This window comes from Colwellia psychrerythraea 34H, assembly GCF_000012325.1.
Taxonomy (GTDB): domain Bacteria; phylum Pseudomonadota; class Gammaproteobacteria; order Enterobacterales; family Alteromonadaceae; genus Colwellia; species Colwellia psychrerythraea_A.
Window position 1 is genome coordinate 106,261 of sequence record NC_003910.7, and the last position, 24,332, is coordinate 130,592.

A 24,332-nucleotide genomic window follows, 5' to 3' on the forward strand; every position below is an offset into this window, starting at 1 on the left:
CGCATAGGGCTATAAAGCCCATTGTTAAATTGTTTACGCTATTTCGTTAAAGGTTTCGCCCAGAGCACTGAGCAATGAATCTATTTCTTCGCGTTCACTGGTAAAGGGCAGACCAAGCTGGATAGTGGCGCCGCCGTAGCGAACATAAAATCCTTTCTGCCACATTTTCATCGCTATTTGATAAGGGCGTAATGCAGGCTCTCCTGGAACAGGGTCGATTGTAAAACCAGCGGCAAAACCATAGCTGCGAATGTCAGTGACGTGTTTACAGCCTTTAAGGTTATGAACGGACTCTTCAAAATACGGACTATGGTCTTTAACACGTTCAATGAGTTTGTCTGTTTGCAAAATCTCTAAGGCGGCCAGTCCGGCTGCACAAGCAACAGGGTGAGCGGAGTAGGTATAACCGTGCGGGAATTCCACCATATACTCAGGGCCACCTTGCTCCATAAAGGTCTCGTAGATTTCTTGCTTAGCAATCACTGCGCCCATCGGAATGGTGCCATTGGTCATCTGTTTAGCGATGTTAATAATATCTGGGGTGACGCCAAAGGCTTCTGCCCCGGTATTGGCACCCATGCGACCAAAAGCGCAAATCACTTCGTCAAAAATCAAAAGAATATTGTGCTGGTCACAAATCTCACGTAAACGGTTTAAGTAACCTACTGGCGGTGGTATCACACCAGCAGAGCCCGCCATAGGCTCAACAATCACAGCCGCAATATTTGAAGCGTCGTGCAGCGCCACTAAATCGAGTAATTCATTCGCTAGCTCAACGCCTGTTTGGGGTTGACCTTTAACAAATTTATTTTCATCTAACATGGTATGGCGTAAATGGTCAGCATCGACGGCAGGACCAAATAACGAACGGTTAGCGCCGATACCGCCAACTGAAATACCGCCAAAATTAACGCCGTGATAACCCAAACCGCGACCGATTAATTTAGTTTTGCTGGCCAAGCCTTTTTTTCGCCAATAGGCACGCGCCATTTTCAGTGAGGTTTCAGCGGCTTCTGAGCCAGAGCCAGTATAAAAAACGCGGTTTATCCCTTTGGGCATAAACTCAACAATTTTCTCGGCCAGTTGAAAGGCTTTCGGGTGACCAAATTGAAAAGCGGGTGCATAATCCAATTGTTTTAATTGTTTACTCACCGCTTCGGTAATTTCCGGACGACTATGACCCGCGCCGCAGCACCAAAGGCCAGATAAACCATCAAAGATTTTTCGACCGTCGGCATCGGTGTAGTAATTGCCTTGGGCAGAAACGATGATGCGTGGGTCTTTTTTAAACTCACGGTTACCGGTAAACGCCATCCAGTGCGCATCAAGTTGTGCCTGAGTGATGCCATGTTTTGTTTGGTTATTGTTCATAGTTGACCTCAACATATCTAAGGTTAGAATTAAGTTGACTCTATTATCACCATCCTGTTAAATTCTTAAATACATCTTTTTTTAACAATAGTTATGTGATTGGTTACTTATTGGGGCTTAATGAATAATATAAAAAACATCTTACCTCACCGACTTGGTGATTCTCATATTCGGATCTTGCGCATTTTTAAAGCCGTTATCGAATCTGGAGGGTTTGCTGCTGCAGAGGCCGAACTTAATATCAGTCGTCCTGCTATTAGTAACGCAATGTCTGAATTAGAATCGCTATTGAACATGCGGCTGTGCCATCGCGGTAGAACGGGATTCTCTATTACCGAGCAAGGCGAACATGTTTATAACGCGACCTTGCAGCTATTAGGCAGCTTAGATACTTTCAAGTCGCAAATTAATGCCATCAATACCAAGCTGGTTGGAGATCTAAATATAGGTATTACCGATAATTTGGTTACTAACCCACAAATGCGTATTACCAGATCGCTTAGTACTTTCAAACATCGTGCACCTGAAGTCATCTTTAATATTCAGATGATGCCACCTTACGACATTGAAAATGCAGTATTAGAAGGACAACTACATATTGGCGTGGTCCCCGATTTACGTGCGTTATCTGGGTTAAACTACCTTCCCTTATACAAAGAAAAGTCCTTATTGTATTGCAGTGCTCAGCATCCACTATTCAACCAAGATCTCAATACGATTAGTGATTACGCCCTTGAAAAATATGACGCGGTATTACCCTGCTATCCTCAGCCAGCTGACATTAAACAACAACAAAAAAGATTTAAGGGCTCGGCAACCTCTACCGATAGAGAAGGCATTGCATTTCTCATTCTTACGGGGCGTTTTATAGGTTTTTTACCCACTCATTTTGCCGAACGTTGGGTGGTACAAGATTTGTTGCGTGCCATTGAACCTCACAAACGTAACTTCTACACTAATTTTTCAGCTATCACTCGAAAGGGCGCTCGCCCCAATTTAATAACTGAAGCTTATTTAGAAGAATTACAAAAAACAGCCTAGTCAGCGCTAACCTTGATTTATCAATCATGAATAATCATTGGTTTCAAATTTACACCGAGCTGTTAATGCCAGTAGTACCGAAATCGCGTTTAATGCAAAACTCTCTGGCTTTTATAAGTGCCAAGTTACGAACTAGAGTGTTTTTTATTTTATTCAATAACGACTGATAAGTAACCAATGATATAACTAACGTTAAAAAAAATGGTATTTATTAAAACTTTAAGGGAGGCAATACTCTATCAAAGGGGGAAATATTGAGTCAACTGGAAATAGCCAAGTTAAATATGGCCTAAGCAAAGAACGACTCGATGCCCTCTTGATGCAGCCTATAAAAAACAAACTTGGCATATCTGAACGTTTGATTTTTTATTTCGCTGGTTTAGTTAATCTGTGATGCAACGAAAGGATAAATAATGAGACTTTTTAAAAAAGCAACAGTAACAGCAATGGCATTGATAAGTGCCGGAATATTTGTGGGTAGCGTTAGTGCTAGTGAAGAACAAGTAGTCAAAATGTATAACTGGTCCGATTATGTTGCCGAAGATACATTGGAAAATTTTAGAAAAGAAACCGGAATTCGGGTTATTTACGACGTATTCGACAGTAATGAGGTACTAGAAGCTAAACTACTTTCAGGTCGCTCTGGCTATGATATTGTGGTGCCGTCAAACAGCTTCTTGACCAAACAAATTAAAGCGGGTGTGTATAGTAAACTAAACCGTGATCAGTTAACTAACCATAGTAACCTAGATCCTGAATTAATGAGCAAGTTGCAAACAGCCGATCCAGGCAATCAACATGCGGTTCCTTACTTATGGGGCACCAATGGTATTGGTTATAATGTTGCTCAAGTTAAAGCTGCATTAGGCGATGACGCACCGACTGATTCTCTAGAGCTTATTTTTAACCCTAAATATGCTGAAAAATTGGGGAAGTGTGGTCTAGCCGTTCTTGATTCGCCAGATGAAATGATTCCACAGGCACTGCTCTATTTAGGACTCAATCCAAATAGCCACAAGGCAAGTGACTATAAAGCGGCGGGTAAATTGTTAGCTGAAATACGTCCTCATATTACTTACTTCCATTCTTCACGTTACATTACAGATTTAGCCAATGGCGATATCTGTGTTGCTTATGGATTCTCTGGTGATGTATTCCAAGCTAAAGCACGTGCAGAAGAAGCTGGAAATGGTCACATCATTGAGTATAAAATTCCTAAAGAAGGAGCGAATCTTTGGTTTGATATGTTAGCCATCCCTAAAGATGCGCCGAACAAAGAAAATGCTCATAAGTTTGTTAATTACCTACTACGACCGGACGTCATTGCAGGCATAACTAACTATGTTGCCTATGCAAACGGTAACGTGGCATCGACGAAATTAATCGATAAAGAAGTTCGTGAAAACCCTGCCATTTATCCTTCTGACGATGTAATTAATAATTTGTATATCCAAGAAGTTCGTCCATTGAAAGCGCAGCGTGCTATGACCCGCGTTTGGACAGGGGTGAAAACTGGTCGTTAATTAGTTTAAAGGGCAAGTAGTGGCTTGCCCTTTTTTATTTAAACGAGACTTCTTAAACAAGCTTGAATATTAAGCTTGCTTAAGGCTTTTTGGCTCAATAAGATGAATATCTTGTTGTGGGAATGGAATCGTAATTTTCTCTTCTTCAAACGCTAAGTAAATCGCTTTATAAGCGCTATATTTGGCAGCGTATAAGTTGGTAGTGGGTATCCAAAGTCTAATACCAATGTTAATAGCGCTGTCAGCAAAAGCATCAATACCTACCTGCATACGTACTTCATCTGTATATATATCAAGCTTCGCTAAAGTACGTTCAACAAGCGCTACAATCTCGATAGGGTTGTCTTGGTACGAAATACCAACAGAGAGTTTCAATAAGGTATCTTTTCTTGAGTTAAGTACCACTTCACCGACAATATGTTTGTTGGGAATGGTGATCTCAGCGGAATCTTCATTTTGGATGATGGTATAAGCTAATTGTACTTCTTTAACTATACCCGTAACTCCTTGCACTTCAATGGTATCTCCAACCACGAAAGGGCGAATAATGATGATATTAAAGCCTGCCGCGTAATTGGCTAATAAGCCTTGCAATGCTAAACCTGCACCTAATGAAATTGCACCTAGCGCGGCAATAAATGGCGTAACACTGATCCCTATTTTACTCAGCGCCATGATACTTATCATTACCATCACGACCATTTTGGTGGTGCTGGCGATAAAGCGGCTTAAGGTAACATCGAGTTTATGTTTTTCACAAAGACGTAATACTGTTTTAGCTATTTTACCGGCAACATAGAACCCCAATAAAAATATCAGTAAGGCACCAATCAGTTGGAAGCTATAGTTGGTAAAGAAGTCGATAACTATTTTATAAATTGCTGACGCTTGTTCAATTTCATGACGTAATAACTCAGCAGGCAGATCGACGGCTTGCTGCGCTGTATCGGTAATGGTGTTGGTTAGGGTTTCAGTCTTGTCGGTTTTTGGGTCTGTCATAATAATTTCCATTGAAATATAACTAAGTGTTTAATTCAGTGCTGGAATCGTTAGAAACGATATCCTAGCTGCATCATAAACTGTTGTCTGTCACTAAAGGCTAAGTTGGTTTCGGCAATAATCGCCCATTCTTCGGTAATGTTCCATTGTGCACCAATAAGATAATTCCACGGTGAACTGGCATGCTGGTCAATCAGTACCGCGACTTTATTACCTGGTGTAGAGACCGCCAATTGTTGTTTAATATCTTGCTTCATGGCACCAAGCCAAATTTGTCCTTGGAAGGCGCCAATACTACCATTCCAGCCTAAACGTGTGGAATACACCGTTTGTTTTGATTTTTCAATGGCGATATTAATGTCGGCTTCGGTGTAGTTTACATCAAACATACCAAAAAAATCACCGTAGCCACCTGCGATCGTTGTACCGTAGCCCAACACTGTGCCATGAAAGTTTAAGGTTGTTGGAATACCTTCAGCGCTCACTAAGCAATGACCTGGTGCAGGCCCTTGAAAAGGTAAGTTAATACTGGTGCAACGTTTATCATTAAGGCCACTACCAATACCTGCGGCCGCTAATAGTAATGTGGGGAGTTCAAGGTCTACATCTAGTTCAAGCTCTGCTTTGCCCTTTGTTTTACCGACTAAGCCGTAAACATTCCAAAAGGGCAGGATCCAGGCGTCAAAACGTAAATTATAAGTCGTGTCAGATACTTTAAGGTTTTTAGCGCTAATTGAATTATCAATAAAGTCATTAATGAGCTCGCTTTGCTGCCCATCAATTTCTAAGCCAATTTCAGACACAGTGAAAGGTTGCTCTTGTGTTAAACCAACCAATGAAATGCCAAAAGGTAAGGGTAATAAATAGCCAGCTTCACGGGCTTCTTTACCTAAAAAGGGAAGGAAATCAGACCAGCGATTTCTTGGAGGTAAGGCTTCAGGTATTACTAATTCATAACCAACACTTGAGATAGGGTTTTGTCTGTCACTTACTTGTTGTTTATAACTCTCATTAGTTTTGGCTTCGCTGCAGTATTGCGCGCACTGATTTTGCTGTTGCTCTGAGAGTATGATGGCTGATTCGTTGTTTGACTCAGGCGCTGTGCTGATTTTTTTCAAAGACTCCGCTGGTTCAGTGGTGAGTTTTTGCTCAGCACCTTGTGCGGACAAGGTAAACAAAGAGCAAAATAAAAAACTGATTAACGATAGATAGTTACCCATAAAGGATATTTTCCATAATATGTGTGGTTACTTGTTTATTTTATACTGTTCTGTCTCAATCCGCACAGATCTAGTACTTACACCAAATTAGTGCGCTGAATAAGGCTTAAATTTATCTTTAATCATCATTCAACAATTCAGTTATGCAATTGATTTGCTCTGTTAATGAAGCAACTTGTTGCTCTAACTCGGTTACTCTCTGCGTGAGTGATGTTTGTTCTTCTGAAAGCACTACTTCAGTTTGAGTCGTGACAGCTTGGGTGAAACTGCTTTCATCAACATCTGAAAGCAAATGTACGTAACGAGATTCTCTTTTACCGGGTTCACGTTCTAGTTTTCTGACCAAGGTCAGGCCATTTAAGTCCTGCAACTGAGTTAAGGTGTTATCAACCTCACTCACGTCAGCAAAGTCAGCCAATCTATTAGTACGCGTTCTCAATTCACCAGGCGTTTGCGGGCCTCTTAAAAATAGAACACAAATAACGGCGCGTTGTTGAGGCGTAAATTTCAAATTACCAAATTCGGTATCACAAAAACGATGAAAATATTTATTAACGCGAGTCGATGCTTTTTGGTCAACCATTAATTGATTCATTTGCACGAGTTCATCAACTAGGTTTTGCACGTCACTTTCTGATAGTGACATCACCGGATCACGATTACTCTTTTGATTACAGCCAGTTGTAATACCATTTAAAGAAAGAGGATATTGCTCAGGCGTGGTGGTTTCTTTTTCAAGCATTACGCCAATAATGCGGCATTGTTCTGCGGAAAGTGTAATCATCTTGAAGGTACCTTTATAAAATAGCTACTGATGTTATAGCAAGCTATATGCTTCATTACTATGTTGATGTGTTTGATTGCTCACAAAAAAGCCATAGTTAAGGCATTACTTAACTATGGCTTTTTAATGATTCAAATTTTCTTGAAGGTTATTCGATATTCGCGATCTGCTCACGCATCTGTTCGATTAGTACTTTTAATTCAACAGCGCTTGCCGTGATATCGGTATTAATCGATTTTGAGCCTAGGGTATTTGCTTCGCGGTTAAACTCTTGCATCATGAAATCTAAACGACGACCTTGTGCGCCACCTTTTTTCAATATTTTCTTCGTTTCAGTGACATGGCTGTTTAAACGGTCAAGCTCTTCGGCAACATCCATTTTTTGCGCCAATAAAACTAACTCTTGCTCAACACGGCCCGAGTCTAAATCGATTTTAGCATCGGTGAATTTTTCGATAATGCGATTACGCTGCCAAGCAATGACGTCTGGCATATGCGCTGCTACTTTATCAGCTTCGCTAGCTATTGCATCAAGGCGTTGTTCAATCATAGCTTTTAGGTTTTCACCTTCGCTGGCACGAGCAGCAATAAAGTCTTTTAGCGCTTGATCAAAAGCAGCAAGTAATTCAGCTTGAATGGCAGACATATCGCTTTCAGGTGCTTCCATCACACCAGGCCAGCGCATTACTTCTAAAGGATTTACTTTGCTGTTTAGTGTTTGCTCATTAATCCAATTAGCATGCTGAATGAGTTGCAGCGCCAAATTTTCATTAAGCGCTAATTCGCTTTTATTTGCAGGGTTGGCATTAAAACGTAAGTTACATTCTACTTTTCCGCGATTAAGTTGTTTACGGAAACGCTCACGTAAAACAGGCTCTATGCCACGAAATTGTTCTGGCAAACGAAAATAGGTTTCAAGAAACCTTTGATTAACTGAGCGAATTTCCCAAACGGCGTTGCCCCAATCGCCTTTAATTTCAATGCGAGAGAATGCGGTCATGCTGTAGATCATGTTAAATCCTAATAATAATGTCACTTAATTATTTGAATTATGCCTGAGCTTGATCCATCTATCCAGAAATTCAGTGTTAAATGGGCACCCTCATGAAGTTGTTAAGTTATCGTTATGGGGTAAATTCCACTTGGCCAAAGTTAGCCTCAAATTCTGTACACCAAACACTTAGCCCATTAAGATCATCCAAGCTTTTATTTTGTGGCAACTTAATAAATATCCTAGCGTTATTGTAGATTTTACCATTAAGTTTTTGCCCCATAGGAAAAGCATCTACACTGGTATATTCATGGTCAATAGCGCCATAAAAATAGACATCTGGTCCGCCACCATCATAGCTGAATTGGCTAATCTCTATGGTGCAGTCATCAATAATTGTTGCCTTACCCGAGACATTATGGGCAAAAGTACTGAAGAAACCCGTGTGGCCAATTTTTTCGTGTTCTTTAGTGCAGCTAGAAAGGTTATTTTGACCTATTTCATTGAGGGTTAATTTAAAGTGGTCTATAGCCATTGTTGCAGAAATGAGTGCTTGGTTAACAGCGCCACTTTTACTTACCAAATCCGCGACTTGTTGTTCAAAATCACTGGCAGAAAAATCAATAGTCAGATTGGCGGCTAATTGGTGAACCGACTCTTCTATTTCGATGCCATTACTGGCATCGCCGTCAGCATCAAGGCTTTGCAAAAGTCGCAATAAGTTAACCACTTCTATTTGATTGGTATCTTGGGTTTGATATATATCTAACGGTGTTAAATAGAGGTTGGCAACAGTACTAGGAAGTTCAATCCCCCCAATAGAGAAGATAATGCTTTCCTTACCTTGAAACTGAAACTTACCAAGTTGGTTGGTTTGTCCACTTTGACTGGTCGTTTTATAATTGAGTCCAGCAACTGCGGAATCAAAAAATTGACCGGTATAGGTTGATACTTCAGGAAGTGCAGGCTCTGGCGTTATGGGCGCTTCACTGGTGCTACTATCAGAGCCACAAGCGGTTAAACACAGAACTAACGCGCTAGATATTAGTAATTTATAAGCCATATAAGGTCACCAGTAATAATAAGTTAGATACCCAAACTACCTGAAGATGTAGGTTTCAGCTGGAATTAGGAATGCTTTAGGCAAGGCATTTATTGAAGAGAATAGTTATTCTATTGTCGAAATCAATAACGCTGCATAAAGTGTTTCTAAACCAGCCCTGCGGGGACGTATGAGCAAACCATGCTCTTCGTTGCCTCCTTTTTTAAGGGAATAACCCTTAATAAAAAGAGGTGCCTTGATCATGAATCGCTCAAGCGTCCTGAAACACGCATCTTCAAGTGGTTTTGGTATTTACGATGACCTTATAGTGACAACATATATTCACAAAAGTATCACAGCCATGTTTTTTATTAGCTTTTCAGGGTTAACCAATGTGCTTTTATTTTATCAGCAACCCGAAAGGCGTTAGCATAAATAGTAAAAGTGTAGGGTACGCTGCCACCAGTTGGCATAAAGGAGCCATCAGTAACATATAAATTATCAACTTCATGGGCTTGGCAGGTTTTATTAAGCACTGAGGTTTTAGGATCATTGCCGAAGCGACAACCACCAGCCATTAAGTTTGTTGAAGGATAGCCACTCACTGAAGAAGAGACATTTTTTGCACCTAAGGCTTCGAGTAGCTTTTCTGCTTTTTTAGATAAGTATTCGCCCACCTCAAGGTCATGATCATGATAGCCAATGCGGACTTTGGCTACCGGATCGCCCCATTGATCTGTTACTTCGTTATCTAAGCTGACAAAACAATCGTCAGTTGGCAGCCAATCATTAAACACTTCAAAGCGCAGCGTTTTATAACTGGTAAACTCTGTTTTCAAACTTTGTTTTAAATCTTCGCCCCACAGCAGTTTATCATCACCATTTTGATCTGAGCCCCACTGCGTTCCGCGTGCTCTAGCGATGGGATTTTGGTGGAACAAAAAGTCGATAGTGCCGCCTTTAGCTTGTCCTTTAGCATTGGCACCAGTAAAGCTTTTATCCGCTATTTGATACCAATCTTGCAAGGCGCGATTAATAAAAGGACCTACTTGTTTTAATTCACCGACTTGTTTGTCTGATAAATCTGCATAATTAAAGTCACCTTGTCCGGTGCCACCGCCACTAAAGAGCAAGTTTTTACCAACTTGGCCGTTATTGTTGGCGAGACCTTGTGGAAATTTCTCACCTGTTGAGGCCAGTAATAAACGAGAAGTCTCTACTGCTTGGCAAGCCACCACATATATTTTGGCGGTTACTGATTTTTTACGGCCTATTTTATCGTAATAGTGCACGCCGGTAATTTCACCTTGTTTATCAGTGGCAATTTTATAGACTTTTGCATTGGCTTGAATGGTGCAATTACCTGATGCCACTGCGTTATTTAATAATGCTGCTCGACCACTACCTTTAGCACCTGAAGCACAGCCATAACTGCTGCAGTAACCAGAATATTCACAACTGCGTCTGCCCATGGCGGGTTTTGACAAAATGGCTCTGGGTACAGGAATGGCATGATAGCCAATTTTTTGAGCTGCTTTATCTATCCAAGAAGACATCGGTAATTCGGCAATAGGCGGGTAGGGGAAGTCTGTTGAGCGTGGCTCTTGATGTGGATGTTCCACCACACGACCCGAGACACCCACTTCACGCTCTACTTTGGCATAATAAGGTTCGAGTTCGTCGTAACTAATCGGCCAATCTTCGACGTTGGCACCACTAATAGCACCAAACTCAGATTTTAAGCGAAAATCAATGGGTTTTAAGCGATGAAAGTAACCACTCATGAAGTTTGAAGAACCACCGACAACGTTGCCATTCCACCAACTCCAGCCAGAATCACTGGTTTTTTCACCTTGCCAGAAAGGTTTATCATTTTCATCGAAATATTCTTCTTCAATGACATGTTGCTCATCAGTTAGCTTTGGGTTGTAAGCGTCATGAATACTAATGGTCAGTTCATCTTTGAAGAACTCTTTTTCAGTTAACCAAGGGCCTTTTTCAAGGACTAATACTTTAGCTCCCGCTTTTGATAACTGATGGGCAATAGGGGAGGCACCAGCGCCGCTACCAATGATGCAAATGTCATAACTCATGATTTTTTAGTTCCTTGGTGCGATTTATTACGGCTCGATGCTAAGCGTTTTGCGTCGTAGTTTACTCGGCTGATCAGATCAATACGGGCTCTGGTAGGCAATTCAAAATAACGTTGGCCTTTTTCAGGCATTGGGAAGCCCGCTTGATGTTCTAACCATGCCCAACCAATACCATCAGGATTACCGCCGTAACTTGCAGGCGAAAGCATGGCTTGAAAAATATAGCCGAGTAAGGTGTTTAACCAGTTTTGTCCCGCTGTAGAATTGCTTATCCCTCGAAGTAACTGCTCTTTGTCGGCAAAGCTTAACTGTGCAAAATTGGCTGACTTTTCACTGTTAGCATACCCATTTAACCAACCTACACCTTTTAGGATAAAGTCTTTTTCGTCTTGTTCTGTTGGTTGTACCGTCATTACTTGGTACAAATAAGCAGTTGCTCTGATTTCACTCGCGCTAGGACCTGTTGGTGAGCTTGGTAATAATTGATTCAAAGTTGCATCAAGTGTTAACCAAGGATCAGTTTTAACTAGGGTCTTAAGTAACTCATTCAGAGATGTTTGCGCTTTAGCACTAACACTTAATGCTGGCAAGCTGGCTAATGCGCCCATACCTGCGGCCGACTTAAGGAAACGACGTCGACCTTGCTGCGCTTGTCGCTTTTTGTTTTCGATGAACTCAGGCGTTTGGTAATTTTTGTCAAAAAAAGATGTACATTTATCATCATTAGTCACGAATATGCTCCTATAACCTGGGTAGGTTTAATCTTAGAATCTTAATGATCAATTATTCTACAGACGCTGTTGTTGCTAACTGTGCTTGCGCTTTGGTTGTACTAACAGACCAGTCACTTAAAAAACTTAACCATTGTGATTTTGAATAGTTATTTCCAGTCAACAACTCTGCGGTATCTTTAGATAAAATCATTTTTCCTTGTGCCGTTGATACATACATATGTGGGTAACCCAGTACTGGCGGCAGTGATTTCATAAAATCATTATTTTCATTACTGTCACTGACACTTATTTTGAGTAAAACATATTGGCTATGTAATGCTTCATAGACATCAGGGTTTTTAGCAAGAAAGGCATCCATTTTATGGCACCAGCTACACCAGTTACCGCCTATTTCAATCAATACTTGGCGATTGGTTTCTTGCGCTAAAGTAAGTGCCGCGGCTGCATCCTTAAAGGGGTCACGTTGATCATCATATATTTTGCTGTAAGCGGGTAAGTTTGGCGTTATAACAGGAGCAGAAGTATTTGCCGTGGCAATACTACTCAATAGTAGACTTAAACTGATAACAAATGTGGTGAAAATTCTCATGAAGCTCTCTGATAATATTTATTGCTCGGACAATTAACATGACCTTGCTTTGTTGAACTATATTTCAAAAATGTCTGATATGCCCATATTACTTCAAAATATAGGATTTGAGTGTACTCTTAAACCTGCATCCATGCAGTGTCCTTGTCAAAATCAATGGTGTGGCTAGAACGTTTATAAACTAGCCATTTGGGGGACGCCAGATCAAACCATGCCCATCGTTACATCTGTTTTTAAGGGACCAACCCTTAATAAAAAGATGCGCCTTGATCATGATTCATTCAGGTGTCCTGAAACTCACATCTTGAAGTGCCTTGGGTATAAGCATTATAATAGCCGGAATTAATTTATCAGTCTTAACTCTTATATTTACTATAAAGGAACACTCCATGCGTCCAAGCGGCAGAACATTAGGGCAAATTCGCCCCGTAACTATTACTCGTCAATTTACTACTCATGCAGAAGGCTCAGTACTTATTGAGTTTGGCGATACTAAAGTAATTTGTACTGCGACCGTTGAAGTTGGCGTACCACGTTTCTTAAAAGGCCAAGGTAAAGGTTGGGTTACTGCTGAATACGGTATGTTACCTCGCTCTACACATACACGTATGCGTCGCGAAGCTGCTTCCGGCAAGCAAAGTGGTCGTACGTTAGAGATTTCTCGCTTAATTGCTCGTGCATTACGTGCAGCAGTTGATTTAAAAGCCTTAGGCGAAAATACCATTTCAGTTGATTGTGATGTTATTCAAGCTGATGGTGGTACACGTACCGCTGCTATTACCGGTGCTTGTGTTGCGCTAGTTGATGCACTTAACTATATGCGTGCTAAAGATATTATTAAAACTAATCCACTTAAGCATATGATTGCTGCAGTATCTGTTGGTATTTATAAAGGCGAACCCGTAGCAGATTTAGATTACCCAGAAGATTCAGCTGCTGATACCGATATGAATGTTGTTATGACAGATACCGGTAAGCTTATTGAAGTACAAGGTACGGCTGAAGAAGAACCGTTTAGCTTTGAAGAAATGCAAGCGATGCTTGAGTTGGCTAAAAATGGTATCAACGAATTATTCGACCTACAAAAAGCAGCATTAAGCTAAACTACGCTCAGTAAACAGGAAAATAACTATGAAAGATTATCAACGCGAGTTTATTGAATTTGCGATAGAAAAACAGGTATTACGCTTTGGTGAGTTCACCTTAAAGTCTGGCCGAGTGAGTCCTTACTTTTTTAATGCGGGTATGTTCAAAACCGGCGGTGATTTAGCGCGTTTAGGTCGTTTTTATGCGGCTACGTTAATGGATGCAAAAATTGATTTTGATTTAGTATTTGGTCCTGCTTATAAAGGCATTCCAATTGCGACTACGACGACGGTTGCGCTGTACGATCACCACAATGTAGATGTGCCTTATTGCTTTAACCGTAAAGAAGCAAAAACTCATGGTGAAGGTGGTTCATTGGTGGGCGCAGAGCTTGAAGGTAAAATCATGTTAGTTGATGATGTTATTACCGCAGGCACAGCCATTCGTGAATCAATGGAAATTATTAAAGCACATGGTGCCCAGCTTTCGGGTGTATTAATTGCCCTAGATCGTCAAGAAAAAGGCCAAGGTCAACTTTCAGCAATTCAAGAAGTTGAACGCGATTTTGGTACACAAGTGGCGGCAATTGTTACCTTAGGTGATGTAGTGACCTATCTAGAAGAAAAGCTAGAAGGAAAAGTAGCAAACCAACCTGAATTAGCAGAAAACTTAGCAAGCATTAAAAAATATCGTTTAAATTATGGTATCTAATAGTTAGTGAGTAGTGTTTAGTTACTTACCTTTAAAAAATAACGCCTTTGAAGCATAAAGTTTCAAAGGCGTTATTTTTTTGCGTAGTATATTATACCAATAAGACTAATACCAAGTTGATTAAGTTCTTTCCCACTCAGCGAGAATTAAAAGGCTTAGAGGCAAGACATTGATTGAAGAGAATGGTTATTCCCTTGTCAAAATCAATAACGCTGCATGTAAGCCTTTTAAACTCGCCCTTGGGAGCTTGTTCTATGTCCATTAACATCGTTAAATTCATTTGATTTAGAATGACTAGACCTAAACAAATTCGCCTTGTTATTGAACATCTAACATACCTCTGAGTTGGGAAGAAATTTAATCAAATTGGTATAACTAAGTTTTCATTTTCAAATGGCCTAAATATCCAATAACATCGTTGCTTTCAATCGAAATAGCCAGCTATTGCTCAATCAAGCGCCTTGTTTTTGAAAATTTATTCTCATTGAATTCTGTAGTCTTAATTAATCTCATTGGTATTATTTCAAAGTACTAATAATAAATAGATACGTAAAACAGAAACCATAAACAGGAAATCATGATGAAAATTGCCAATAAGTACACGATATTACTACTGTGGTTGGTAAGTACCTTGTCATTTGCCCAAGGACAGCAAGATTGCCTGAGTATTCAAGGTGATTATGTTTCTCTCATTGAATCAGGCAAGTATCGCTTCGCAAATGAGGTGGAAGGTGAGCTTTTAGCACACATTGATTTTAAAAAGCTATCTAGTTATCAAGAGTATCTGACGAATGCTTACCAGGTTGTCGTTAATAAAAATCCTCGAGCAAATATGCCTTGTCCGATTGTTACTGAGACCTACCAACAATTAGCGAAAAAAAATCTATGGTCAAAAACACCAAAGATAAGCCAGTTGGTTGCTCCATTTGAATTAACTCAAAATAATAACGATAAAGCCATTTTACTTATTCATGGCTTAACTGATTCACCCTTTTCTTTTCATGACCTTAGCCAGTTTTTCTATCAACAGGGTTTTACGGTACGTACCTTGTTATTGCCTGGCCATGGCGTCGCACCTTCAGAATTACTTAATACTGATTACCAAGCGTGGCAGCAAGCGGCAACATTCGCCATTGATCAAACGTTAAATGATTATCAACAAGTGTACCTTGGCGGCTTGTCTACTGGCGGAGCACTTATTTTTAATTACTTGATGCAGCAAAAACAGGTTGATGAAAAAATTAAAGGCCTCTTTATGTGGTCGCCTGCCACAAAGGCAAAAAGTGACTTAGCTTGGTTAGCTCAATATATTGATGGTATCCCTTTTGTTGATTGGATTGATTTAGATGCTGATATTGATTTTGCCAAATATGAGTCATTCCCCTATAACGCGGGGGCACAGGTTCACGCCTTAATGAATCTTGTTGTGGGAGAGGGGGCAAACGCAAGTCGACAAATGCATGATATCCCACTGTTTGTTGTGGCGAGTGAACATGACCAAACCATAGATACTGCACATACCTTACAGCTAGTTCAGCAGTGGCAGTTAGCATCACCGCAAGAGCAGATGAAAAAAAGTGTGTTGATTTATTATGGTGATAACAACAAGCTGCCGAAAAAATTAGTTGATGTGATGGAAGTGATTGTGCCTGAATGTTCAGCTGAGAGCTTATGTAATGAAATTTTTGATGTTGCTCACATTGCAACAACGAATTCTCCAGATAACCCACATTATGGTGTTAATGGCCAATATAGAAACTGTGGTCACTATGTTACAGATGCTCCGCGTTATAAAGCATGTAAACATAATAAACAGGTTATTAAGGGAGAAGTTACCGCAATGAACCTTACGCGTGATTTGCCAATGCAACGATTGACTTACAATCCGTATTATCAAGAAATGCTGGAAGCGATGACAACGTTTTTAAAAGCGACTAAATAGTTTATAACGTCATGCCAGAGTTTACTTGTCGGGAATCCACGCTGTTTAAAGCTCAATGATTAGAAACTGGATCCTCGACCAGAGACTTCGAGGATGACGATCTAATGGTTGATAATGTCATTTACTGGATGGGCATCGATTTTATTTTAAGTAATATTAACGCGCATACTTTAACCAAAGTTTATAAAAAACAGCATTGCAGGTTTTATTATCATCCATAACACCATCTCTATCACAATCAGAGCCGGTCAATGATTTAGCAACTTGTTGACCATATTCATCGATATCTGCTTTTGATGGCAAGACGGTAATGGTTACTTTTGGGGATTGTTCAATAAAGTCCGCGACATCGTGATAGCTGGCAAATACTTCTTGAGAAATTAAATGGCTAATATCCCCCGAGGCTCTATTTTTTGCGTCCGAGCTAAATGAAACTAATGTGAGGGTAAGAGTTAATATCGCGATGATATAATTCATTATTAGTTCTGCCTTTCAACATCGGCATCCTGATAGCCATCCTTCAACGCTTGCCAGTTTTGTTCGGTAAAATTGAACTGCTCCAGTTTATTTAATTCCTTTAAAAAAGAACGTTGTAAACGCGCCATGTTGGCTTGCTTCCAGTTAGTCTCAACAGGGTTAGTGCGTAATTCACCACGGTCAAAGTCGATCAAAAACACCTGTTTCTTGTCATTCAGCAAAATATTATGGCTATTCAAATCATGGTGATAAATACCGTGCTGGTGAAAGCGTTTAATTGTGGCACCTATGTTGTGCCAAATATCATCAGTTAACGCCTTTTCACTTAATATTGCCACTAAGTCTTGAGCATGTTCAATTCGACTGGAAAGCAAGTCTGCTTGATAGTGAAAGCCATGTTGCATAACGCGATAAGCGATTGGCTCAGGAGTAGGAAGTTGTAGCGTATTCATATGACGTAATAAAGCAAACTCACATGCAGCGCGAGTTTTTTCTACGCCGCTAAACCAATAGGAATCTTTAATAATTTTACCGATCAACCCACCGCGGTAATAATGGCGTAATACCCAATCATGCGGAGTATTGCTGTTATCATTGTATTCGACAAACCAAGTGGTGCCACGCCCTTGTGCTGAGCCCGTTACGGCGTTACTTTGTTGCCAATAACTCGGACTAAGCATTGCTGCATTGAAATTAGTGATCAGTGTTTGGTTGTAAACACAAGTAACGTTACCTTGTTCGAACTTAGAAAATTGTGCGCTGGTTATTGTTTGACTCACGAGTTATCTCCTAATGGTGTAGTGCTGGTAATATTAACCCTAGTGGGCAGAAGGTTTACTACTTGAGCCAACGTTTTTTCACTGGCTCCTTGGTTTTTTAGTACCACTTTAAGCGCATTTTCGCCAAGCGTTTTCTGCCGAGTTGGTTGTTGCAATAATGCGCTAACTTCATTGACAAGTTGTGCGCTAGATTCATTAGTCGGTGTATTGTTAGTAAGTTCAATAATGGCATTTTCTTGTCTTAGCTGCTGCATTATTTCGTTGAAGTTGCTCATGTTGTGACCAACAATAACAGGCTTATTAAATAATGCTGGTTCTAACGGGTTATGACCACCCACTTCACTGAAACTACCACCCATAGTGACAATATCACTTAAAGCAAAGGCAGCCATTAACTCGCCAAGGCTATCCAGCAACCACACTTGCTCATTATTAATTATCGTATTTTCACTGCGTTTAGCCAGTGATAATTGTTTTGTAAGGCAAAGATTGGCGACTTGCTCAAAACGTTCTGGATGGCGCGGTACTAGCACTAATAACAATGATGGATATTGAGATAACAATTCTTTAAAGGCGGTTAAGGTAATGGCTTCATCGCCCTCGTGTGTACTGGCAACTAACCAGACTGTTCTTTTGGCCTGACTATCATCAGCAAAAAGTAACTTGGCTAACTCGGCCTTTTTATTGATAACTTGTTCATTGACACTGATATCGAATTTTAAATTGCCACTATTCACACAACGGCTTTGATGCGCACCGAGCTGCAAAAAGTGAGTTAAATTTTCTTGGCTTTGCGTGAGGATCATATCAAAGCGATTTAAGCAGGGCGCCATAAGCGCACTAAGTTTTTGATAACTGGTTAAGGATTTTTTAGATAAGCGGCCGTTAATTAGCAATAATTTAATCTGGTGTTGGTCGCATTGAGCAATTAAGTTAGGCCATAACTCGGTTTCCATGAAAATTATCATTTTAGGTTTAAGCCGATGTAGAAATAATGTTGTGCAGGGAAATATATCTAACGGTAAATAACCATGCTGAACACGTCGACCAAAGAGTTTGGTTATTTGCGCAGAGCCAGTCGGGGTAAATGAAGTGATGGTGATGGGTAAATCTGGATAGTTTACTAATAATTTTTCGATAAAACTTTTTAGTGCGATGACTTCACCGACACTGGCAGCATGCACAACAATACCACCTTGCTTATAGGGCTTAGGAAAAAAGCCTAAGCGTTCAAATAAACGTTGGCGGTATTCAGGGTGATTAAATGAGCGGATTAATAGCACAAGTAAAACTATTGGGGTGAGCAATAAAAGGAATACACGGTAAAAAAATAAAGCTAAAACATATCGCACTAAAATTGACTCCACATCAACTATCTATGCTGACTAGTATACCAAACGAATTAATTCTTGCGAATCAAGTTGCTATAAATTAATTAGGGGACGAGTATAACTAACGCTCAAAGATGGTATCAAGAATAATGGCAGAGTTGGTTCTCTCCACGCCTTCAGTAGAACAGACCATATTGAGTACCTCACTGAGTTTTTCTAATGTGCTGGCTTGTATGGTAACCAATAAATCATATTCGCCACTTATCGAATGGATATGACTGATTTGGTGAACTTTTCTTAAGGCGATACAAATAGTTTGTCGTAAGTTGGGTTTTACTTTTAACGAGACATTAGAAGAGATTAAGCCACTGGTATAAGCGCTGTCGAGTACAACGCTGTATGCCTTAATGACATTATTATTTTCAAGTTTATTGAGTCGGTTTTGTATTGCTGTTCTAGAAACGCCAGTCGCTCTGGCGATATCTGAAACACTTGCTCTGGCATTTAGCCGTAATATTGACAGCAATTCTTCATCTTTTTCAGTTAACAAACTACACTCCCTTTACTGCATGTATTCAAATTATAGCTACTAACTTTCATTTTGACAGCTTTATATGTCAATTTGACTATAAAAAAGGTCATATCACCAAGTAGTGTCACTTTTATTGCAGTGCGGTCTGAGTTGATAATATGACTATTGAAGAACACTAATTATTTAAGGAATTCACATGACTGGTTCTGTATCTACCAAAGGTTTTTACACGCATTTAACTGCACAAATAGAGCAAGTAAAAGAAGATGGCTTGTACAAAGCTGAGCGTATTATTACGACTGCTCAACAGCCTCAAATAGCCGTTAATACTGGTGAAGAAGTGGTAAATTTTTGTGCCAACAATTACTTAGGTTTAGCAAATCATCCTGAACTAATTGCTGCGGCAAAAACTGGCTTAGATGAGCATGGTTTTGGTATGGCATCGGTACGCTTCATTTGCGGTACGCAAGACATCCATAAGACGTTAGAGCAGGGCATCAGTAAGTTTTTAGGCATGGAAGATACCATTTTGTACTCTTCTTGTTTTGATGCTAATGCTGGTTTATTTGAAACCTTATTAGGACCAGATGACGCTATTATTAGTGATGCACTAAATCATGCGTCTATTATTGATGGTGTACGTTTATGTAAAGCTAAACGTTTCCGTTATGCCAATAATGATATGGCTGCGTTAGAGCAAAGTTTAATTGAAGCTGATGCTGCTGGCGCACGTTTCAAGTTAATTGCTACTGATGGTGTTTTCTCAATGGACGGCGTTATCGCTAACTTAAAAGGTGTTTGTGATTTAGCTGATAAATACGATGCTATGGTAATGGTTGATGATTCTCATGCGGTAGGGTTTGTTGGTGAGCAAGGCCGTGGTAGCCATGAATACTGTGAAGTTATGGGCCGTGTCGACATTATCACTGGCACCTTAGGTAAAGCAATGGGCGGCGCTTCAGGTGGTTTTACCTCAGCGAAAAAAGAAGTGGTTGAATGGTTACGTCAACGTTCACGTCCTTACTTATTTTCTAATTCATTAGCACCAGCTATCGTTAATGCGTCTTTGAAAGTGCTTGAGTTATTAGCTCAAGGCGATGCTTTACGTAAAACCTTAAAAGATAATGCCGCTTATTTCCGTAACAGTATGGAAGCCGCAGGTTTTACTTGTGCGGGCGCAGATCACGCGATTGTGCCAGTAATGCTAGGTGACGCTAAAGTTGCTAGTGCTATGGCTGACCGTTTATTAGCGGAAGGTATTTATGTTATTGGTTTCTCTTTCCCTGTTGTACCTAAAGGTCAAGCACGTATACGTACACAAATTTCTGCGGCGCATACTAAAGCGCAGTTAGACCACGCAATTGCAGCCTTTATCCGTATTGGTAAAGAAATGGCTGTGATCTAACCGTTGAAAATTAATAAGACAGAGAGCGATAATGAAATCTTTAGCTAAATTAAAAGCAGAACCGGGCATTTGGTTAACGCGAACCGAAAAACCAAAACTAGGTCATAATGATCTGCTAATCAAAATTAAAAAAACGGCCATTTGTGGTACAGATATCCACATTTATAATTGGGATGAATGGGCACAAAAAACAGTGCCTACGCCTATGGTTGTTGGACATGAGTACGCAGGTGAAGTGGTTGGTATCGGCCAAGAAGTTAAAGGCTTTACTTTAGGTGACCGGGTTTCTGGTGAAGGCCATATTACTTGTGGTCATTGCCGTAATTGTCGTGGTGGCAGAACTCATTTATGTCGTAATACCGTTGGTGTTGGGGTCAATCGTGCGGGGTCATTTGCAGAGTATCTAGTGATACCTGCATACAATGCCTTTAAATTACCTGACGAAATTTCTGATGATTTAGCGTCAATTTTTGACCCCTTTGGTAATGCAGTTCATACCGCATTGTCATTTGATTTAGTGGGTGAGGATGTATTAATCACCGGTGCTGGCCCTATTGGTATTATGGCTGCAGCCGTTGCTAAACATGTAGGTGCTCGTCATGTCGTTATTACCGATATTAACGAATATCGTCTTGACCTTGCAAGAAAAATGGGCGCTACTCGTGCTGTTGATGTGAGTAAAGAAAGCTTAAAAGATGTCATGACCGATTTGGGGATGACCGAGGGTTTTGATGTTGGTATGGAAATGTCAGGTGTTCCAATGGCATTCACTAGCATGTTAGAAAGCATGAATAATGGTGGTAAAATTGCCATGCTGGGTATTCCTGGTAGCGATATGGCTATTGATTGGAGCCAAGTTATTTTTAAAGGGCTTACCATTAAAGGTATTTATGGTCGTGAAATGTTCGAAACTTGGTATAAGATGGCAAGTTTGATTCAATCTGGTTTAGATCTCACCCCGATTATTACCCATCACTACAATATCGATGACTTTCAGCAAGGCTTTGATATGATGCGTTCTGGTCAATCTGGCAAGGTCATTTTAGATTGGACTTAAATTCGTTATACTAGCGGTTGAGAAACGTGATCTATTGAGGCTACCTACTAACGTTATATACCCATGTAGGTAATAGTTGATAGATTACGTGTTCATTAAAGCCTGAAATATAACGAATTTACTGCCAGTAAGGTAGTAATCAAATGAGGAATACATAGTGTCAGAGAATAGTTTTAAGCATATGTCAGTAAGTGACTTACAAGAAGTGATGGCAAATAAATCACATGTTGTGGTAGATATTCGCGATGCTAATTCTTTTGCAAATGGTCGAATTGCAGAATCAATTCATTTAACTAATGAGTCATTACCTGATTTTTTACGTGAAGCCGATCTGGATGCACCCGTAGTTGTTTGTTGTTATCACGGAATTTCTAGCCAACAAGCGGCGGAATTTTTAATAAGCCAAGATTTTACCGAGGTCTACTCTCTTGACGGTGGCTTTACCCAATGGCAAACACAATTCCCTGACAATATAGAGCGATAATTACTGATGACAAGTGAGTCTGCTGAGAATATGGATACGCTACAGCCACTGGTTCAACTTAAAGATCATAATATTGCTTTATTATTCAGTAACTATTTACAATCTTTAGGTATTCAAGCACAACTCAAATCAAGCCAAGAAGACGGCCATGTAATTTTATGCCCTGAAGATAAAATAGCACAAGCAAAAGTAGAGTTTGATGCGTTTATTTTAAAACCCTATGACGATAAATATCAACAAGCGGCATGGGATAGAGGCGAAACAGTCACCTTAAATTCAGGTGATTTCAGCTTATTGAGCAGTTTTAAAGATAGCTTTATAGCTCATGCAGGCATTGTTACTTTACTGGTGTTTGCCCTTTGCTGGTTAGTTTTTATCTTCAGTGAATTGGGTTGGGCACAACAGATTTTTTATGCCTTACAGTTCTATCCACAATTATCTATTGATGCTTTATTAGCAGATCCAGTACGTTTGATTGGCCCTGCATTTTTTCACTTCTCTTGGCTGCATATTGTCTTTAACACCATGTGGTGGTGGCAATTGGGAGGTAGTATTGAAAAAATATTAGGTAAATCAACACTCATTAACCTACTTTTACTCTCTGCTATTGTTTCCAACGTAGGGCAATATTTAGTGTCAGGTTCAAATTTTGGTGGTTTATCCGGTGTGGTATATGCGTTGGTTGGTTTTGTTTGGTGGTTTGGTTACTTAGCCCCAGACAGAGGTTTATTCCTTGCTAAACCATTAGTTGGGTTTTTACTGTTTTGGCTAGTACTGGGTTTTGCTGATTTACTGCCAGTCAATGTAGCCAATACCGCACATTTACTCGGCTTGCTCTCGGGATGTTTTCTTGCAGTGTTCACTGTAAAGGTGATTGGCGTAAATAGTAAAAATAACATTAAGAAAGACAGTAAATAACAGGTCTTTAATATCAGTTGCTTGTTAGTTATCTAACCACTGAGTAAAAAGTAGCTTTTTGATGAGAGGTTCGCCCGTTTCTTTGATTAATAGCTCTTTTACTTGCTCTTCACACGCTAACTGAATTTCCGCACGCCCTTTGATCGATTTTACTTTGGCTTCCGATTGCTGGCCAATGATATTAATAATGGCGTCACGTAATAAAGGCGAGTGATGCTCAACTATGGTTAAATTGTCGCCTTCAACCATCAATTCAACAGTTAAACGCACATAACCCATCTTCTTTTTTACTGCGACATAATTGGTGACAATATCAGGCTCAAAGCCAAAGTAAGCATAATCACTCGCTTTTGCTTGAGCAACACTTGCACTTAACGTAAGTAAAAGGGAAAAGAGAAATAGGTTTTTAAACATAAAAATAATAGTCGATAGGGGATGATTAAACTTATCCTTATCATAACCCGATTTAAAGCATTTGCTTGATTATTTTTTATAAAATTAAAATTTTTCTATTCGCCTGATTGAGATAAATGAGTTTACTGTTTAGGTCTGCTATTATAGCGACGATTTTACACCCTATTATTCTTTGAAGTAGTTTTATGAAGCAGCAAATAGTGAACTTTCCTATTACCTTTCCAATAACCTTGTCGGGCCAATGGCAGTCACCTAGTGCAGTGAGTTTCTCATCATTATCTACGCCACTTAAAGATTGGTTGCTTGATGAAGGCTCACTTACGGCTCGCTTAAAAAAGCATTGTGATAACTTTCAAGTTAAAGTCATTGGAGAGCAACAACAGCCCTGCTCAGCTGCGGAGTCTTGTGATCTGATTAAAGTTGGTGAACCCGTTTTGGTGCGTGAAGTCATTTTATATTGTGATGATGTACCTCAAGTCTTTGCCAGAAGCTTATTACCCATAGCTAGCTTAACGGGTGAAGAACAAATTCTTGCTAATTTAGGGGAGCAACCACTTGGGCAGGTATTGTTTAATAACCCGTCATTGCAACGTTTACGGTTAGAGTTATCTCCTTTTGTAAATGATTCTAGTGTTGTAGCGTTAGCTGCTAAATTAACGGCTCAACACGCAAGTAATAGCCCACTCGTAAAAGCATCAGTAATACCCAAACAAGAACTTTGGGGCCGTCGCTCTATATTCATGTTGGAGAATAAACCCTTGATGGTGGCTGAGGTTTTTTTACCTGATGCCTTTGCCTATCAATAATCA

24 protein-coding genes are annotated in these 24,332 nt (G+C 40.0%); 10 read left to right on the forward strand and 14 right to left on the reverse strand.

Annotation, left to right across the window (positions count from 1 at the left end; translation table 11 throughout):
- Positions 1-33 precede the first annotated feature (33 nt).
- Entirely contained in the window at positions 34-1,371 is a 1,338-nt protein-coding gene (locus tag CPS_RS00450; RefSeq protein ID WP_011040974.1) for an aspartate aminotransferase family protein, read from the reverse strand.
- A gap of 120 nt (positions 1,372-1,491) precedes the next feature.
- Between CPS_RS00450 and CPS_RS00455 the strand changes: the two genes are divergently transcribed.
- Both CPS_RS00455 and CPS_RS00460 read left to right on the forward strand, forming a co-directional pair.
- Positions 1,492-2,412, forward strand: a complete 921-nt coding sequence (locus tag CPS_RS00455; RefSeq protein ID WP_011040975.1) for a LysR family transcriptional regulator — start codon at positions 1,492-1,494, stop codon at positions 2,410-2,412.
- A 413-nt stretch (positions 2,413-2,825) separates the two neighbouring features.
- Complete coding sequence (locus CPS_RS00460) at positions 2,826-3,935, forward strand: polyamine ABC transporter substrate-binding protein (protein ID WP_011040978.1); 1,110 nt, start codon at positions 2,826-2,828, stop codon at positions 3,933-3,935.
- A gap of 69 nt (positions 3,936-4,004) precedes the next feature.
- Here the strand turns inward: CPS_RS00460 and CPS_RS00465 are convergent, their stop codons facing one another.
- The 8 genes from CPS_RS00465 to CPS_RS00500 all read right to left on the reverse strand — a co-directional run bounded on the left by CPS_RS00465 (position 4,005) and on the right by CPS_RS00500 (position 12,387).
- A complete protein-coding gene (locus tag CPS_RS00465; RefSeq protein WP_011040979.1) occupies positions 4,005-4,934 on the reverse strand; it encodes a mechanosensitive ion channel family protein in 930 nt (309 codons plus the stop codon).
- Between the two features lie 50 nt (positions 4,935-4,984).
- A complete protein-coding gene (locus CPS_RS00470; RefSeq protein ID WP_011040980.1) occupies positions 4,985-6,154 on the reverse strand; it encodes a hypothetical protein in 1,170 nt (389 codons plus the stop codon).
- A 118-nt stretch (positions 6,155-6,272) separates the two neighbouring features.
- Positions 6,273-6,938 carry a YceH family protein gene (locus CPS_RS00475; RefSeq protein ID WP_011040981.1) on the reverse strand — a complete coding sequence of 222 codons (666 nt, stop codon included), beginning with the start codon at positions 6,936-6,938 and terminating at the stop codon, positions 6,273-6,275.
- 148 nt (positions 6,939-7,086) lie between these two features.
- Complete coding sequence (locus tag CPS_RS00480; RefSeq protein ID WP_011040982.1) at positions 7,087-7,950, reverse strand: YicC/YloC family endoribonuclease; 864 nt, start codon at positions 7,948-7,950, stop codon at positions 7,087-7,089.
- A gap of 112 nt (positions 7,951-8,062) precedes the next feature.
- Positions 8,063-8,992 (reverse strand): DM13 domain-containing protein, encoded by a 930-nt coding sequence (locus tag CPS_RS00485; RefSeq protein ID WP_011040983.1) that lies wholly within the window; start codon positions 8,990-8,992, stop codon positions 8,063-8,065.
- Positions 8,993-9,342: 350 nt separating this feature from the next.
- Positions 9,343-11,064: a GMC family oxidoreductase gene (locus tag CPS_RS00490; protein ID WP_011040984.1), complete on the reverse strand. Its 1,722-nt coding sequence runs from the start codon at positions 11,062-11,064 to the stop codon at positions 9,343-9,345.
- Positions 11,061-11,795 carry a gluconate 2-dehydrogenase subunit 3 family protein gene (locus tag CPS_RS00495; protein WP_011040985.1) on the reverse strand — a complete coding sequence of 245 codons (735 nt, stop codon included), beginning with the start codon at positions 11,793-11,795 and terminating at the stop codon, positions 11,061-11,063. Before CPS_RS00495 ends, CPS_RS00490 begins: the two co-directional genes overlap by 4 nt.
- Before the next feature lie 52 nt (positions 11,796-11,847).
- On the reverse strand, positions 11,848-12,387 hold the full coding sequence (locus tag CPS_RS00500; RefSeq protein ID WP_011040986.1) for a thioredoxin family protein: 540 nt from the start codon (positions 12,385-12,387) through the stop codon (positions 11,848-11,850).
- A gap of 389 nt (positions 12,388-12,776) precedes the next feature.
- Here CPS_RS00500 and rph point away from each other — a divergent pair, with 389 nt between their 5' ends.
- The 3 genes from rph (at position 12,777) to CPS_RS00515 (ending at position 16,126) form a co-directional block, all read left to right on the forward strand.
- The gene (rph, locus tag CPS_RS00505) at positions 12,777-13,490 is read left to right on the forward strand and encodes a ribonuclease PH (protein ID WP_011040987.1); all 714 of its coding nucleotides are present in this window, start codon (positions 12,777-12,779) and stop codon (positions 13,488-13,490) included.
- A gap of 28 nt (positions 13,491-13,518) precedes the next feature.
- Positions 13,519-14,184, forward strand: coding sequence for an orotate phosphoribosyltransferase (gene pyrE, locus CPS_RS00510; RefSeq protein WP_011040988.1), 666 nt, complete (start codon positions 13,519-13,521; stop codon positions 14,182-14,184).
- A gap of 577 nt (positions 14,185-14,761) precedes the next feature.
- Positions 14,762-16,126, forward strand: coding sequence for an alpha/beta hydrolase (locus CPS_RS00515; protein ID WP_238383575.1), 1,365 nt, complete (start codon positions 14,762-14,764; stop codon positions 16,124-16,126).
- 156 nt (positions 16,127-16,282) lie between these two features.
- Here the strand turns inward: CPS_RS00515 and CPS_RS00520 are convergent, their stop codons facing one another.
- The 4 genes from CPS_RS00520 to CPS_RS00535 all read right to left on the reverse strand — a co-directional run bounded on the left by CPS_RS00520 (position 16,283) and on the right by CPS_RS00535 (position 19,263).
- Positions 16,283-16,603 (reverse strand): hypothetical protein, encoded by a 321-nt coding sequence (locus tag CPS_RS00520; RefSeq protein WP_011040991.1) that lies wholly within the window; start codon positions 16,601-16,603, stop codon positions 16,283-16,285.
- Positions 16,604-16,605: 2 nt separating this feature from the next.
- On the reverse strand, positions 16,606-17,382 hold the full coding sequence (locus tag CPS_RS00525; RefSeq protein ID WP_011040992.1) for a 3-deoxy-D-manno-octulosonic acid kinase: 777 nt from the start codon (positions 17,380-17,382) through the stop codon (positions 16,606-16,608).
- Positions 17,379-18,749: a lipid IV(A) 3-deoxy-D-manno-octulosonic acid transferase gene (gene waaA, locus CPS_RS00530; RefSeq protein ID WP_337998951.1), complete on the reverse strand. Its 1,371-nt coding sequence runs from the start codon at positions 18,747-18,749 to the stop codon at positions 17,379-17,381. The genes CPS_RS00525 and waaA overlap by 4 nt, the downstream gene beginning before the upstream one ends.
- 85 nt (positions 18,750-18,834) lie before the next feature.
- Positions 18,835-19,263, reverse strand: coding sequence for an Lrp/AsnC family transcriptional regulator (locus CPS_RS00535; protein ID WP_011040994.1), 429 nt, complete (start codon positions 19,261-19,263; stop codon positions 18,835-18,837).
- A gap of 178 nt (positions 19,264-19,441) precedes the next feature.
- On the opposite strand from CPS_RS00535, the gene CPS_RS00540 reads away from it, so the two are divergent.
- The 4 genes from CPS_RS00540 (at position 19,442) to glpG (ending at position 23,109) form a co-directional block, all read left to right on the forward strand.
- Positions 19,442-20,650, forward strand: coding sequence for a glycine C-acetyltransferase (locus CPS_RS00540; protein ID WP_011040995.1), 1,209 nt, complete (start codon positions 19,442-19,444; stop codon positions 20,648-20,650).
- Positions 20,651-20,681: 31 nt separating this feature from the next.
- On the forward strand, positions 20,682-21,707 hold the full coding sequence (gene tdh, locus CPS_RS00545) for an L-threonine 3-dehydrogenase (protein WP_011040996.1): 1,026 nt from the start codon (positions 20,682-20,684) through the stop codon (positions 21,705-21,707).
- 157 nt (positions 21,708-21,864) lie between these two features.
- Positions 21,865-22,191 carry a thiosulfate sulfurtransferase GlpE gene (gene glpE / locus CPS_RS00550; RefSeq protein WP_011040997.1) on the forward strand — a complete coding sequence of 109 codons (327 nt, stop codon included), beginning with the start codon at positions 21,865-21,867 and terminating at the stop codon, positions 22,189-22,191.
- Between the two features lie 6 nt (positions 22,192-22,197).
- Complete coding sequence (glpG, locus tag CPS_RS00555; RefSeq protein WP_138140214.1) at positions 22,198-23,109, forward strand: rhomboid family intramembrane serine protease GlpG; 912 nt, start codon at positions 22,198-22,200, stop codon at positions 23,107-23,109.
- Between the two features lie 24 nt (positions 23,110-23,133).
- Here glpG and CPS_RS00560 read toward each other — a convergent pair whose 3' ends face one another.
- Positions 23,134-23,523 (reverse strand): flagellar basal body-associated protein FliL, encoded by a 390-nt coding sequence (locus CPS_RS00560; protein ID WP_011040999.1) that lies wholly within the window; start codon positions 23,521-23,523, stop codon positions 23,134-23,136.
- 185 nt (positions 23,524-23,708) lie between these two features.
- On the opposite strand from CPS_RS00560, the gene CPS_RS00565 reads away from it, so the two are divergent.
- Positions 23,709-24,329 carry a chorismate--pyruvate lyase family protein gene (locus CPS_RS00565; protein WP_041736524.1) on the forward strand — a complete coding sequence of 207 codons (621 nt, stop codon included), beginning with the start codon at positions 23,709-23,711 and terminating at the stop codon, positions 24,327-24,329.
- Positions 24,330-24,332 lie beyond the last annotated feature (3 nt).